Genomic DNA, 13,829 nt, shown 5'->3' on the forward strand with positions numbered 1-13,829 from the left:
GCTGGCGCCGGCATAGGCCACTGTGAGCGCACCGATGGTGCAGCGGCTGCGCGCCGCATCGACCGCCGTGACCGTGCCGACCAGCTTGTAGCTGCCGGTCGCCGCCGTCTTCAGCTCGACCCGCGTGGCCGTGACCGTGGCATTGGCCGCATCGAGCACGCCCCAGACCTCGACCGTGTCGCCCAGCGCCAGCCCGGCCAGGCTGGTGAAGCCCGAGTACACCGTGGTGGCCGTGAGCCGGGCGGTCTGGCCCAGCACGGTAAAGCTGCCGGCCGTCGCATCGATGGCCGTCACCGGGCCCAGCAGCTGGCTGGTCACGCGGATGGTCGTGGCCTTGCCGTTGCTGGCATCGCTGAGCGTGCCGTCGACCCGCACCATCATCCCGAGCCCGAGGCTGCTGCTCGACAGGGCGGCGCCGCTGTCGTCGGTGATGAGGGCGGCGCTGTCGTCATAGCGCAGCCCGCCGACGATCACCGAGCCAAAGCCGCTCACCGGGCCGATGGTGGTCGAGCCGGTGCCGCCGCTGCCCACGTCGGCCAGCACCGAGCCCAGCCCGCCGCCCCCGCCGCACGATGTGGTCATCAGCCCGAGTGAAGCCAGGCCAAGGCCAAGCACCGTGCGTCGTTGCGTCATGACTGTTCTCCGTTCTGATTGTCGGTGGCGCTCGGCGGCGCCTTTTCGTGGAACACATACAGCCCGAGCCGCAGGCGCTGACCGTCATCCTGCCCGGCGGCGCGGCGCTCGGCCGCCTCCAGCATGGGCACCAGACGTTGCAGCAGCAATGGCCATTGTTCGCGTGCAAGGGTTTGCACGGCATCGACCGCCGCCCGGTCGACCGGGCCGGCCCACACCGCCTGCTCGAAATGCAGCGGCTCGGGCGCGCGCACATTGCGCACCGCCGCGAGGAAATGGTCGCCGACATTGGCGCCGATGAATTCGAGCAGCGCGCGCTTCTCGCCGCTCGGCACGAAGCCCACGCTGGTCAGATGCAGCCGCCCTTCGCGCTCGGCCACCAGATCGAGCCGCATCAGCTCATCGAGCACGGTGCGCGGATGGACATCCTGGCTCACGCTCGCGCACAGGGTCGCGAAGCTCGGCCGCTCGTCGGTTTGCAGATTGGCCGACAGCGCGCGCGGCTGGCCGGCGGCGTCGAGAAAGTCGGGCGAGCTGCGCCAGCGCGTGAACACCAGCGGCGCCAGCGAGCGCGGCGGCCGTTGCGCCGGACCGGCCTCGGCCACGATGCGGTGCACATCCTTGCGATGCACGCCGGTGGAAATGGAAATCGCCGATTCGGTGACGCGGGCCTTGGGGCCGCGCGTCTCGCGGATTTCGGCGCTGGCGGCATCGACCAGCGCCGCCTTCAGGGCCTCGGTCAGCTCGGCGAGCTTGAGCCCCTGCGACAAGGCCAGCTCGGCGAGCGGACGCAGCAATTCCGCCAGCACGGGCCGGGCCCATTCCGATTCATTGCCGGGTGTCGATTCCATGACGGTGAGGATAGCCCGCCACCGTCTGGCTGTGCATTTTTCACAGACGAGAATCAACCCCAGTATTCAATGCGTCTGCAAATAGACGACATGGGTCTCCGTGTATTCCATCAGGCCATGCCGTCCGTCGGCGCCGCCAATGCCCGACTTGCGCCGGCCGGCATGAAAGCCCTGCATCGCCTCGAAATGCTCGCGGTTGATATAGGTCTCGCCGAAGCTCAGCTCGCGCACCGCCTGCATCGCGGCATTGATGTCGTCGGTGAAGATCGATGACGTGAGGCCGTATTCGCAATCGTTGGCCAGCGCAATCGCCTCGTCGAGGCCGCCGACGGTCTGGATCGGCAGCACCGGCCCGAAGATTTCCTTGCGCATGATTTCCATGTCGGCGCGGCAGCCGGCGATGACGGTCGGCTCGTAATGGAAGCCCGCCGCGCGGTCGGCCAGCTTGCCGCCGAGCCGGATCTCGGCGCCCTCGGCGCGCGCGCGCTCGACCATCGCCGCCACCTTGTCGAGCCCGATCTTGTTGACCAGCGGCCCCATGTCGAGCCCGTCCTCGCGCAGCGGATCGCCGTAGCGCGTGGCGGCCATCAGCTTGACCACGCGGTCGGTGAATTCCTCGGCCACCGAGGCCTCGACGTAGACGCGCTCGGCGCAGTTGCAGACCTGACCGGTATTGATGGTGCGCGAGGCGACGATGGACTTGGCCGCCAGCTCCAGATTGGCGCTCGCCAGCACGATGGCCGGCGCCTTGCCGCCCAACTCCAGATTCACGCGCGTGAGGTTGGCGGCGGCCGCCTTCATGATCGCCTGACCGGTCGCGACGCTGCCGGTAAAGCTCACCAGCCCCACATCCGGATGGCCGGTGAGCGCCACGCCAGTGGTCGCGCCGCGCCCCGACACCAGGTTGAACACGCCCGGCGGCAGATCGGTCTCGGCCACGAGCTTGGCGAACTCGAAGGCGTTGATCGGCGTCTCCTCGCTCGGCTTGACGACGATGGTGTTGCCGGTGATGAGGGCCGGCGCCATCTTTCGCGCGATGAGGAAGAACGGGAAGTTCCACGGCAGGATGCCGGCCGTGACGCCGATCGGCTTGCGCAGCAGAAAGATGCTTTCGTTCGGCCGGTCGCTCGGGATGACCTCGCCCTCGATGCGGCGCGCCCACTCGGCCATGTAGTCGATGTAGTCGGCGGTGAAGTCCACTTCCACCTTCGCCAGCCCGAGCACCTTGCCCTGCTCGCGCGTGATGACCTCGGCGAGCCGGTCGCGATGCTGGCGCAGCTTGGCGGAGATCTGGCGCAGGAAGCCGGCGCGCTGGATCGCGGGCAGCTTTTCCCAGCCGCGCTGGGCGCTGCGGGCGGCAGCGACTGCCTCGTCGACCACGCCGGCCGCGCTGTCGGGGATGAGCGCGATCAGCGAATGATCGGCCGGGTTGAGCACTTCGATGGTGGCTTCCGACGGCGCATCGATGAAGGCGCCGTTCACGTAATTGCTGTACTTCGTGACCATGAGGAACTCCTCGGAGAAGCCGGCGGACGACATGCCCGCCGACGGACGTGCTGAAGATTCATTCGCAATGAAGGTTCGTGCGATGCCGGCTCAGGCGGGCTTCGCGATGCGCTTGCCCGCCGCCTCCGACGCGTAGCCGAAGGCCAACCCGACGAGCCAGGTGAGCGCGACGAAGAACACGCTCTCGTCCACCTTGCCGCCCGAGCCAAAGAAAGCCGCCGCGCCGAGGAAGGCCGCCGGCGTGTACGACAGCGCCGGCAGCTCGGCCATCGCCACCAGCACGAAGGCCAGCACTGCCACCAGTCCGATCATCGCGACCAGACCACCGCCCGCCGCACCCACGCCGTACAGCGTCGCCGCCGTCAGCAGGATGCCGGCGAGCCCGGCAGCGAGCGCCTTGTTGAAGCCGCCCTTGCCGCCGCCGGCCGCGAAGAACGCGGCCCAGGCCACGAAGCCGATCCAGGGGTTGAAGCGCAGGCCGGGCTGGCCCACGCTCAGGAATACCCAGACCGCCACCAGTGCGCCTATGCTGAGCGCGAGTGCATGCAGGATCTTCATCGCGCGCTCCTCACCAGACGTAGGCGTACTTGAGGTTGATGCTGTTGTTGGCCGAGTGGTTGCGGCCGTTGACGCTGGCCGCATAACGCAGCGAGATCGACTGGTTGTCGAAGGTGTGGAACATGACACCCGCGCCCAGATCGGTCACGCGGCTCGACTTGATGTCGCCGCGCGATTGCGCGTTCTCGTAGTCCAGCGCCACGAAGGGCTCGAGCAGCGAATTGGCTCGCCAGCCGAGCCGCTGGTTGGTGTGGAAGCTGTTGCCCGGATGCAGGCCGTCGCTGCGCTTGCCCTGCCACACATAGCCGGCGTCGGCGGTCCAGCCGAAGTCGGCCGGCAAGCGCACGTCCCACAGGAAGCTCGACAGGTTCTTCCAGTTCTTGTCGCTGACGGCGGTGCTGCCGGCCGGAATCTGCACGAAGGACTGGAAGCCCAGCGTCGAGCCGGCGGTCGGCTTGTACCAGACCGCAAAGCCCGTCAGCGGATCGCCGATGCCGCTCGACTGCGTGGCGTTGCGACCGTCGCGCACGCTGATCTCGGGCACGATCACTTCATAGGCCAGGCCGATCTCCGGATGCGATTCGGGCGACCAGAAGCGCACGTACTTCGACAGCCCGACGATGGTCTGGGCACCGCTGCCGTCGACCTTGTCGCCCTTGTCGTCGTAGACGCGCTTGTTGTCCTGAACGTAGCCGTACTGCACGAACACGTTGAAGGGCTTGAAGCCGACCGGCAGCTCGTATTCGTGCGGGCCGATCACGTCGAAGGTGGTCTGTGCAAAGGCTTGCGGCGCAAAGGCGGCAAGGCCGCTGACGCATGCGGCGGCCAGCGCCGCCCGCTTGAACGGGGTGCGATTCATGTTCTGTCTCCTCTGGTTTTTTGCTTGGCGTCAGGCGGTCACTTGGCGACCTTGAACACCCACAGCACGCCGCCCTGCGGGACGACGGTCTTGTGGTCGAGCACGGCGTCGAAGGCGCCCTGCATGCGTTGCGCATCCACGCCCCAGCCCGACTGCACGGCCACGTACTGCTCGCCGTCGATCTCGAAGGTGGACGGCACGCCGGTCACGCCGGAGTTGGTGGGGTATTGCCAGAGCAGCTTGCCGGTGCTGGCGTCGAACGCATGGAACATGCGGTCGTTGGTGCCGCCGCCAAACACCAGGTTGCCGCCGGTGGTCAGCAGCGGGCCCCAGTTCATCTCGGGATACTCGTGGGTCCAGACCTTCTTGCCGGTCTTCAGATCCCAGGCCTGCACCTCGCCGACGTGCTGGCGCGATTCGGGCGTCATGCGCACATTGGTCAGGATGTTGTCGAGCGACACGCCGATGTAGAGCTCGCCGGCCTTGTACTTGGCGGCCTCGCCGGTCAGCTCGGAGCACAGGTTGTTGTTGGCCGGGATGTAGAACAGCCCGGTCTGCGGGTTGTAGGCCTCGGGCGGCCAGTCCTTGCCGCCCCACAGCGACGGGCAGAAGTGGGTCTTCTTGCCAATGCCGGGCACCGTGCCTTCGTTGTAGGTGGGCCGGCCGGTCTTCGGATCGAGGCTCTTGAACACCGTCTGCTTCACGAACGGCCAGGCGTCGACATAGTTCACCTTGTCGGCGGTGCGCTCCAGCATCCACACATAGCCGTTGCGGCCGGCATGCACCAGCGACTTGACCTTGCGGCCCTTGTGCTCGGTGTCGATCAGCAGCGGCGCCGACACTTCATCCCAGTCCCAGCCGTCGTTCCAGTGGTACTGGTGATAGCCCTTCAGCTTGCCGGTATCGACATCGAGCGCGATGGTCGAGTTGGCGTACAGGTTGTCGCCGGGGCGGCTGTCGGGCGTCCACGGGCCGGCATTGCCCACGCCCCAGAACGCGAGGTTGGTGTCGGGGTCGTAGCTGCCGGTGATCCACACCGAGCCGCCGCCGCGCTTGTAGCTGTCGTCCTTGGGCCAGGTGTCACCGCCCGGCTCGTCCGGGCCGGCCACGGTGTGGGTGCGCCAGGCTTCCTTGCCGGTCTCGGCATCGAAGGCGGCGACGAAGCCGCGCACGCCGTACTCGCCGCCCGACGAGCCGACCATGATCTTGCCCTTGGCCGCGAGCGGCGCGAGCGTCATGTAGTAGCCGCTCTTCCAGTCGGCGACCTTGGTCACCCACAGCTCCTTGCCGGTGGTCGCGTCGAGCGCGACGAGGTTGGCATCGGTGGTGGCGAGGAAGACCTTGTCGCCGTACAGCGCCACGCCGCGATTGGTCGGATGCAGCTGCTGCAACTCCTCGGGAATGGTCTTCTTGTAGCGCCAGAGTTCCTTGCCGGTCCTGGCCTCGAAGGCGATGACCTGGTTGTTCGGCGTGGTGACGAACATGTAGCCGTTGTTGACCATCGGCGGCGCCTGATGGCCTTCGTTCATGCCGCTCGAATAGGCCCAGGCCAGCGTCAGCTTGCCGACGTTGCCGCTGTTGATGCCCTTGAGCGGGCTGTAGCCCCAGCCGCCGTAATTGCCGCGGTACATGAGCCAGTTGGCCGGCTCGGGATTGCGCAGGCGGGCGTCGGTGACGCTGCTGTAGGCCGGCAGCGCTGCGTGCGCTGTGACGGCGCCGGCGAGCGCGGCGATGGCGCCGAGCGCGACGATGGACTTCTTCATGGCGGTCCTCCTCTGGGTGTTGCCGGGTGATTGGTGGGCGCAGGCGCCCCTGACCGCGTCCCGGCTGGGCGGTCGGTTTTGCTGATGCAGCGGAATAAAAAGGCCGGCGCGCGCATGCCCGCGACGCGCCGGCAAGAGAGGCAATCAGGCGGGCTTGGCGGGGCCGGGCTTGCCGTTGAAGCCGCCGGCCACGACGAGCCGGCCGGCTTCCACGCGCAGCGGCAGCCAGGGCAGCGCCTTGGCGGCGGGGCCGGCCGCGACCTGGCCCTTCTCGCGCGGATCGAACTGCGAGAAATGGCAGAAGCACAGCAGCGTGCCGGCCTTGTCGTTCCACTCGGTCACGTCGCAGCCCTCGTGGGTGCAGACGGCCGAGAAGGCGAGCACGCCACCGGCCGCGCGCAGCGCCGCATCGCCGTCGAGCGCGGCGGGGTCGACGCGGACCAGCGCGATCTTGTTGAAGCGCGAGCCGTTGCGGACGGTGCCGGTGGCCGGATCGACCGGGAAGACTTGCAAGGGCTTGCGATTGCTGGCGACGGCGTCGGCGGTGAGCGGCCGGGAGGCGTCGTCGTCGCTGGCGAGGACGAGCAGATCGCCGGCCTGCGGGCGGGCGTCGGCCGGGTCGTCGGCCAGCGCCGGGCCGGTCGGCAGCGCGGCGCCGAGGGCGATGCCGGCGGCGCCGCGCAGGGCGCGCCGGCGCGGCAACTCGGCGCTGGCGTGGTGCGGCGATCCGGCATCTGGCATGGCGCGGCAGGCGGCGCAGGCGGGCGGCATCGGGAGCTTCATGTCGGTCATGGCGGCGGGCGGTTTCAAGGGCTGCGGGGCGCCGCGCCGGGCACCGTCGGTCGGCCGCGAACGGCGTTGCGAGGGCACCGCAGCAAGGGCGGCGGATGCAGGCTGTTCGGCAACCGATGTGCCAGCGCGGCGGAGCGCGCTGCGTCGCTGCGCCGCCGCAGGCCCGGGCCGGCACCGGTTTCGGCTTTGCAATCAGTCACTTGCCTTCCCGGGAAGCGCCTGGCTCAAGCGCCCGGCGCGGCGCTGCATCGGCGGCCGGCGGCCGGCCCGTCGCAAGCGCGTCTCATGAGATTGAGACGCCGGCCTGAGACGCGCGCCGGCCGGCTGAGACGGCGCGGCGCCGCAGCATCGACACCCGCGCCGGCCCGCATTGCCGGCATGCGCCGCGCTGGCTACCCTCAAACCCACACACAAGATGCATCTTCGCGGCGGGCCAGCCTGGGCACCGCCGCGCCAGGGAGACGACAGGGATGCAGATCACCGAAGGTCACGACGATGACCGCCAGCCCGGCCTTGCCGACCGCATCGCGCGCTCATGGCGCCGGTCGGTCGAGGACTACCGGCTCGACCCGCATGCGCCGCGCCGGCCGCGCATCCTGAGCAGCGGCGAATGCCGCGAACTGCGCGAGCGCTCGGAATCGCTGCTGCGCGCGGCGCAATCGCGCATCGCGCGGCTGGAGCGCCAGATCGCCGACGGCGGCTATTGCGTCCTGCTCACCAACGAGCGCGGCGAGACCATCGACTTCCGTGGCGGCGCGGCCGAGCGCGGCTACAACACGCGCGGCCTGCGCGTCGGCGCCTGCTGGTCCGAGGACGAGGAAGGCACCAACGCGGTCGGCACCGCGCTGGTCGACGGCGAGGCCATCCTCGTGCACAAGCACGACCATTTCCGCGCCCACAACGCCGCCATCAGTTGCAGCGCCGCGCCCATCCTCGGCGCGGACGGGCGGGTACTCGGCGTGCTCAACGCCTCGGCCTGCGAGGCGCCCGACGACCGGCGCAGCCAGGCGATGGTGTTCCGGCTGGTGCGCGACAGCGCGCTCGCCATCGAGAACGCGGTGTTCGCCGACGCCTGGCGCAATGCCTGGCTGCTGCGCCTGAGCCCGGCCGGCGAACTCGGCGGCTGGGACGACGGCCCGCTCATCGCCTTCGACGACGACGGCCGCGTGCTGGCGGCGAGCCGCCGGTTGCAGCTCGGCTGGCGCCCGCGCGCCGCCCTGCCCGACTGCTCGCTGGCCGACCTGTTCGAGCTGCCGCGCGACGGCCTGACCGCGCATGCGCATCGCAATCCCGGCGTGCCGGTGCCGCTGCGCCACTTCTCCAGCGGCGCGCTGTTCCATGCCCAGTTGCAGGCGCCGGCGCGCGCCGCCACCCGCGCACCGCTGCGCGAGACCGCCGCCGCGCCCGAAGGCTTCGATGCGCTCGCGGTCGGCGATCCCGAGCTGCGCAAGCTGGTCGACCGCATCAAGCGGCTGGCCGATTCGCCGCTCGGCATCCTGCTGCTCGGCGAGACCGGCTCGGGCAAGGAAGCCTTCGCGCGCGCCATCCACGGCCACAGCCAGCGCCGCGCCCGGCCCTTCGTGGCGGTCAACTGCGCCGCCATCCCCGACACGCTGATCGAGAGCGAACTGTTCGGCTACAAGGACGGCGCCTTCACCGGCGCCCGGGCGCGCGGCATGGTCGGCAAGATCCAGCTCGCCGACGGCGGCACGCTCTTCCTCGACGAGATCGGCGACATGCCGCTCGCCTCGCAGACGCGGCTGCTGCGCGTGCTGGCCGAGGGCGAGGTGATGGCGCTCGGCGCGAGCCAGCCCGACCGCGTCGATCTGCATGTGGTCTGCGCCACCCACCGCGACCTCGCCGCGATGGTGGCCGACGGGCGCTTCCGCGAAGACCTGTACTACCGCCTCAACGCCGCCACCTTCCGCCTGCCGCCGCTGCGCGAACGCAGCGACCGGCGCGAGGTGATGCAGGCGGTGTTCGACGCCGAGGCGCAGGCCGCCGGCCGCCGCATCGCCCTGCCCGACGACGTGCTCGACCGGCTGCTCGGCTACGACTGGCCGGGCAACATCCGCGAGCTGCGCAATGTGCTGCGCTATGCGATCGCGGTCTGCGCCGAGCCGCGGCTGCGCGTCGAGCATCTGCCGGCCTCGCTGCTCGATGCGCTGGCCCGCCCGGCCGCCAGCGCGCGCGCCAGCCAGCGGCCGGTGGCGCGCGAGCTGGCCGACGACCGCGACGAGAGCCTGAAGCTGCGCCAGGCGCTGGCCGACTGCGACGGTCATGCGCCGAGCGCCGCGCGCCAGCTCGGCATGTCGCGCGCCACCTTCTACCGCCGGCTGCGCGATTACGGCATCGCGCCCGGCAGCGGCCGGCGCGGCTAGACCGGAGCGAACTTCAGCGAGTGTTTCGCGGCTTGCCGGTCGGCCGATGCGCCGGCTTACATGCCGGCATGCCCAACTTCTCCGCCCTGCTCCGCAGCGACCCGTGGATCGCCACGCTGGTCGCGCTCGCCATCGCACTGACGCTCGCCCTGATCGTGTTCCGGCTCGGCGATGCGGTCATCCGGCGCGCCGTCGCGCGCGCGCCGCTGGCCCAGTCCATCGCGCGCGCGGCGCGCTCGCCGGCCGCCTGGGCGCTGCCGCTCACCGCGATGGAACTGGTGCTGCACAGCGCCCCCGACCAGCTCGACGGCATCGAGACCGTGCGCCATGTGTCGAATGTGCTGTTCATCGCCGCCGTCACCTGGCTGCTGGTGCGCTGCGTGCGCGGCATCGCGGACGGCGTGCTCGGCGCGCATCCGTCCAACGTGACCGACAACCTCGGCCTGCGCCGGCTCGCCACCCAGACCCGCGTGCTGGCGCGCACCGCCATGTTCGGCATCGGGCTGGTCGGCATCGCGCTCATCTGCATGACCTTCCCGAGCGTGCGCCAGCTCGGCGCCAGCCTGCTCGCCTCGGCCGGCGTGGCCGGGCTGATCGCCGGTATCGCGGCCCGACCGGTACTCGGCAATCTGATCGCCGGCCTGCAAATCGGTCTCGCGCAGCCGATCCGGCTCGACGACGTGGTGATCGTGGAAGGCGAATGGGGCTGGATCGAGGAGATCACCGGCACCTATGTGGTGGTGCGGCTGTGGGATCAGCGTCGGCTGGTGGTGCCGCTGCAATGGTGGATCGAGCATCCGTTCCAGAACTGGACCCGGACCAGCTCGGAACTGATCGGCACCGTGTTCTTGTGGGTCGACTACCGCATGCCGCTCGATCCGCTGCGCGCCGAACTCAAGGCCGCCTGCGCCGCCTCGCCCGACTGGGACGGCCGGGTGGCGCTGCTGCAAGTGACCGATGCCGGCGAGCGCGCGATGCAGTTGCGCTGCCTGGTCAGCTCGGCCAATTCACCGCGCAACTGGGATCTGCGCTGCCATGTGCGCGAGCGACTGCTGACCTGCATGCAGCGCGACTGGCCGCAATACCTGCCGCGCCTGCGCGCCGAGATGAACTCGCCCGATCACGACGGCATGGCGAGCGCGCCGCCGGCCACGCCGGCCCAGGGCATCGCAGGCACCGAGATGGCCGCGCCGCAGCGGGTGCCGACGCATGTTGTGCCGCCGGCGTCCTGAAGCGCCAGCCTCAGTTGCGCCGCGCCACCAGCGCGCGGATCAGCTTCTGCACTTCGGACTGGTCGTTGACGAACCAGCGCGCCTCGCTGTCGGCGGTGGCGCCCACGCGCACCGTCATCCAGTTGGGCGGCGCATCGCGAAAGGCGTATTCGTCGGTGATGTCGTCGCCGATGAACAGCGCATGCGAGCAGCCGGTATGGCTCAGCACCGCTTCGAGCGCATCGTGCTTGGTCAGCGAATGCTCGGGCAGCAGATTGACCACGTACTGCCCCTCGATGAGGCAGGGCGTGGGCCAGAGCCGGTCGATCAGCTGGTCGATGCATTCGCGCGCCACGATCGGATCGGGCGAACGCCGGTAGTGCAGCGAAATGCCGATGCCCTTGAACTCGATCTCGACGCCCGGGCAGTGCACGCCCACATCCATGCCGATCTCGAGCTGATTGCGCCATTCCTCGCAGATGGCGCCGAACTCGGCCACGCCGGGCAATGCGCCGAACGGCAGCGGCAGCCCTTCGTTGCCGTGATTGCCGACTGCATAGCGCACGGTTCCGGGCAGCCGGGCGCGCAGGTCGCTCACCGAGCGGCCCGAGATCACCGCCACCGGGGCGCGCGAACTCAATGCCACCAGCGCCGCCAGGCCCTCGGGCGTCATGGCCGCATCGGCGGGCCGCGACGCGATGGGTGCGAGCGTGCCGTCGAAGTCGAAGGCAAACAGCGTTCGCGAAGATGCCAGTTGGTCGAGCGCAGCATTTCCCGCTTCGGAGAAGAGGTAGTCCATGCGCAGACCCGGCGTGTAAAAAGGATCACCCCACATTAGTAGCGCTCCGAGGAGGAAGAGAGCCTGTCGATTCGGTCGCGCGTTTTAGCGCTGTTTCTTTCCCGTGAGGCATCGAGCAGCATTCGCCCCGCCCAACGGTAGATATTGAAATCTTCAACAATGCCGCGCAGCGAGCGCATGCGTTCGGCCTGTTCGGCCGGATGCATGGTGGCCGCCTGGTAGAGCACATCGGCGGTCTGATCGACGTGATACGGATTCACGATCAGCGCTTCGGGCAATTCGGCGGCCGCGCCTGCAAACTGACTCAGGATGAGCACGCCCTGCTCATCGTCGCGCGCAGCGATGAACTCTTTGGAAACAAGATTCATGCCGTCATGCAGACTGGTGACGACGCAGACATCGCAGGCCCGGAAGTGGGCGAACACCGACTCGCTGCTGTGCTGCTCGACCAGCAGACGAATGGCTTCGGCCTGCCCCGGGCGCGCAAAGCGCTCGTTGATGCGCGCGGCCTGCTCGCGCACCCGCTGCTCGAAGTTGCGGTAGTCGTCGAGGATGGAGCGCGATGGCGCGGCAATCTGCACCAGCGTGAACCGGCCGATCATTTCCGGGTGCTTGGCCAGCATCGCCTCGACCGCATGAAAGCGCTCGACGATGCCCTTGGTGTAGTCGAGCCGGTCGACGCCGAGCGCGAAGCAGTGGCCGTCGGCAAAGCCGTAACCGGCGCGGATGCGCTCGCGCGCCACCACCGCCGCCTGGCGCTGCTCGGGCGACAGCGCCTCCCAGTGGATCGAGATCGGGTAGTCCTGCACCTTCGTGCGGCGACCGTGGAAGGTCACCACCGAATCTTCGCGGGTGATGCGCGCTTCTAGGAATCGGTCCACGGCCTGGAGGAAGTTCTGGCAATGATAGGGAGTGTGGAATCCGAGGATCGTGCTGCCCAGAAGACCTTCCAGTATCTCGGTGCGCCAGGGGCAGATGCCGAACGATTCCGGGTTCGGCCACGGAATGTGCCAGAAGGTGATGATGGTCGCCTGAGGAAGTCGTTCACGAATCAGCTTGGGTAGGAGTGCGAAGTGGTAGTCCTGTACGAGTACCACCGGGTCTCTCGTGCGTGCCTCTGCCACGACCGCGTCGGCAAAGCGCTTGTTCACTGCTAGATATTGCTCGTAGTCGGACTCGCGGAATATCGGTCGCACATGCGCGATATGACATAGCGGCCAGAGCCCTTCGTTGGCGAATCCGAAGTAGTAGCCGCGCTCTTCCTCTTCGGTAAGCCAGAGTCGGCGCAGCGTGTAGGACGGGTTGTCGGGCGGCACCGGCACATGGCCCTGGCGGTCGGTCACGTCGGCATCGGCGCTGCCGCTGCCATGCGCGATCCATGTGCCGGAACAGGCTCTCATCACCGGCTCGACCGCAGTCACCAGACCGCTGGCCGGGCGCTTGACGACGATGCTGCCGTCGTCGGCGCGGCTGTGAATGTAAGGCTCGCGATTCGACACCACGATGACCTGATCGCCGTACAGATGCTCGCGCAGCAGCAGGCGCAGCGTTTCGGGGCGCCATTCGATGGTGGTGTCCTGGAGGATGCGGCGCTCCTCGTTCACCTGGCGCAGCAGCCGGCGCATGTCCGAGACGAGCGGCGCGATGTCGGGATCGGTGTTCTCGAACGGACGCACCAGCCCTTCGCCACGCAGAAAGGCGCGCGCGCCATCGACCCAGCCGCGCCAGCTCAGATGCGCGACCAGCACGGTGATGAGCGCCACGATGGCGCCCATGCCGGCCACCAGCAGCACCACATAGCGGCGCGTTTCCTCACTGCGGCGCAGCACATAGCTGGTGTCGTGCACCAGGACCAGCGCGCCGATGGTCTCGCCCTCGGCCAGCACCGGGCGTTGCAGCACATGCAGCGCCTCGATCGAGCCGGGCCGGGCATCGGCGAGCACGGCCGCATCCACATGCCGGGTGCTGCAATCGAAACCGGCCGGAAACTGGCTGGTACGCACCAGCAGGCGGCCGTCCGAATTGCAGTAGGCCACCGCGTAGAGCCGCTCGTCGTGGGTGGCGCGTTCGAGCACGCGCGAGATGCGGCCGAGCGCACCGTCGCGGGCCGCGTCGCCGATCTGCTCGTCGAGCGTGCTCGCAATCAGCTGCGAGCGCGCCTCGATGTCGCGGATCGCCCAGCCGAACATCAGCCGGTCGACCAGCGGCACGACCGCATAGGCGAACAGCCCGAGCGCGACCGCGAGCGGCACGATGAAGCGCAGCGACAGCCGGAAGGTGCGCAGGAAGGAGCGATCGCGTGCCCGGGGCCCGGCAGCGACTGGAGTGGGGAGATGTCTGGCAGCCATGGCGCCAGCCTGGGGCGGCAAGCCCGGTTCATCTGTAGGAAACGATTACCGCTGGTTGACAGTCCCGTACCCGCCGCGACCGTCGGTCACGATTGGCTACACTGCCGCGAACCCCCTGCGGCCCCATG

Annotated in this window: 11 protein-coding genes; 2 read left to right on the plus strand and 9 right to left on the minus strand. The window is 69.0% G+C overall.

What is annotated here, in order from left to right:
* The 7 genes from B9P64_RS14555 to B9P64_RS14585 all read right to left on the minus strand — a co-directional run.
* On the minus strand, nucleotides 1-633 hold a 633-nt coding region (locus B9P64_RS14555), incomplete at its 3' end, for a DUF5666 domain-containing protein (RefSeq protein ID WP_235840009.1).
* Nucleotides 630-1,484: a DUF6502 family protein gene (locus tag B9P64_RS14560; RefSeq protein ID WP_085316843.1), complete on the minus strand. Its 855-nt coding sequence runs from the start codon at nucleotides 1,482-1,484 to the stop codon at nucleotides 630-632. The genes B9P64_RS14555 and B9P64_RS14560, both read right to left, overlap by 4 nt.
* Nucleotides 1,485-1,550: 66 nt before the next feature.
* Nucleotides 1,551-2,990: an aldehyde dehydrogenase gene (gene aldA, locus B9P64_RS14565; RefSeq protein WP_085316873.1), complete on the minus strand. Its 1,440-nt coding sequence runs from the start codon at nucleotides 2,988-2,990 to the stop codon at nucleotides 1,551-1,553.
* Nucleotides 2,991-3,080: 90 nt separating this feature from the next.
* Nucleotides 3,081-3,548: a DUF1097 family protein gene (locus B9P64_RS14570; protein WP_085316844.1), complete on the minus strand. Its 468-nt coding sequence runs from the start codon at nucleotides 3,546-3,548 to the stop codon at nucleotides 3,081-3,083.
* Nucleotides 3,549-3,558: 10 nt separating this feature from the next.
* On the minus strand, nucleotides 3,559-4,407 hold the full coding sequence (locus B9P64_RS14575) for a transporter (RefSeq protein ID WP_085316845.1): 849 nt from the start codon (nucleotides 4,405-4,407) through the stop codon (nucleotides 3,559-3,561).
* A 38-nt stretch (nucleotides 4,408-4,445) separates the two neighbouring features.
* Nucleotides 4,446-6,170 (minus strand): methanol/ethanol family PQQ-dependent dehydrogenase, encoded by a 1,725-nt coding sequence (locus tag B9P64_RS14580; protein ID WP_085316846.1) that lies wholly within the window; start codon nucleotides 6,168-6,170, stop codon nucleotides 4,446-4,448.
* A 144-nt stretch (nucleotides 6,171-6,314) separates the two neighbouring features.
* Nucleotides 6,315-6,911, minus strand: a complete 597-nt coding sequence (locus B9P64_RS14585; protein ID WP_085316874.1) for a QcrA and Rieske domain-containing protein — start codon at nucleotides 6,909-6,911, stop codon at nucleotides 6,315-6,317.
* A gap of 521 nt (nucleotides 6,912-7,432) precedes the next feature.
* Between B9P64_RS14585 and B9P64_RS14590 the strand changes: the two genes are divergently transcribed.
* Together B9P64_RS14590 and B9P64_RS14595 are read left to right on the plus strand one after the other, a co-directional pair.
* Nucleotides 7,433-9,343 (plus strand): sigma-54-dependent Fis family transcriptional regulator, encoded by a 1,911-nt coding sequence (locus tag B9P64_RS14590; protein ID WP_085316847.1) that lies wholly within the window; start codon nucleotides 7,433-7,435, stop codon nucleotides 9,341-9,343.
* Nucleotides 9,344-9,411: 68 nt separating this feature from the next.
* A complete protein-coding gene (locus B9P64_RS14595; protein ID WP_085316848.1) occupies nucleotides 9,412-10,575 on the plus strand; it encodes a mechanosensitive ion channel family protein in 1,164 nt (387 codons plus the stop codon).
* A gap of 10 nt (nucleotides 10,576-10,585) precedes the next feature.
* Here B9P64_RS14595 and otsB read toward each other — a convergent pair whose 3' ends face one another.
* Both otsB and B9P64_RS14605 read right to left on the minus strand, forming a co-directional pair.
* Nucleotides 10,586-11,353, minus strand: a complete 768-nt coding sequence (otsB, locus tag B9P64_RS14600; protein WP_176256842.1) for a trehalose-phosphatase — start codon at nucleotides 11,351-11,353, stop codon at nucleotides 10,586-10,588.
* Between the two features lie 35 nt (nucleotides 11,354-11,388).
* Nucleotides 11,389-13,701, minus strand: coding sequence for an alpha,alpha-trehalose-phosphate synthase (UDP-forming) (locus B9P64_RS14605; protein WP_085316850.1), 2,313 nt, complete (start codon nucleotides 13,699-13,701; stop codon nucleotides 11,389-11,391).
* Nucleotides 13,702-13,829 lie beyond the last annotated feature (128 nt).

It is taken from the genome of Derxia lacustris (assembly GCF_002105195.1).
Classification (GTDB): domain Bacteria; phylum Pseudomonadota; class Gammaproteobacteria; order Burkholderiales; family Burkholderiaceae_E; genus Derxia; species Derxia lacustris.

Coding starts and splice junctions, on each gene's coding strand:
- B9P64_RS14560 (WP_085316843.1), bottom strand. CDS start 1,484: ATGGAATCGACACCCGGCAATGAATCGGAATGGGCCCGGCCCGTGCTG.
- aldA (WP_085316873.1), bottom strand. CDS start 2,990: ATGGTCACGAAGTACAGCAATTACGTGAACGGCGCCTTCATCGATGCG.
- B9P64_RS14570 (WP_085316844.1), bottom strand. CDS start 3,548: ATGAAGATCCTGCATGCACTCGCGCTCAGCATAGGCGCACTGGTGGCG.
- B9P64_RS14575 (WP_085316845.1), bottom strand. CDS start 4,407: ATGAATCGCACCCCGTTCAAGCGGGCGGCGCTGGCCGCCGCATGCGTC.
- B9P64_RS14580 (WP_085316846.1), bottom strand. CDS start 6,170: ATGAAGAAGTCCATCGTCGCGCTCGGCGCCATCGCCGCGCTCGCCGGC.
- B9P64_RS14585 (WP_085316874.1), bottom strand. CDS start 6,911: ATGCCAGATGCCGGATCGCCGCACCACGCCAGCGCCGAGTTGCCGCGC.
- B9P64_RS14590 (WP_085316847.1), top strand. CDS start 7,433: ATGCAGATCACCGAAGGTCACGACGATGACCGCCAGCCCGGCCTTGCC.
- B9P64_RS14595 (WP_085316848.1), top strand. CDS start 9,412: ATGCCCAACTTCTCCGCCCTGCTCCGCAGCGACCCGTGGATCGCCACG.
- otsB (WP_176256842.1), bottom strand. CDS start 11,353: ATGGACTACCTCTTCTCCGAAGCGGGAAATGCTGCGCTCGACCAACTG.
- B9P64_RS14605 (WP_085316850.1), bottom strand. CDS start 13,701: ATGGCTGCCAGACATCTCCCCACTCCAGTCGCTGCCGGGCCCCGGGCA.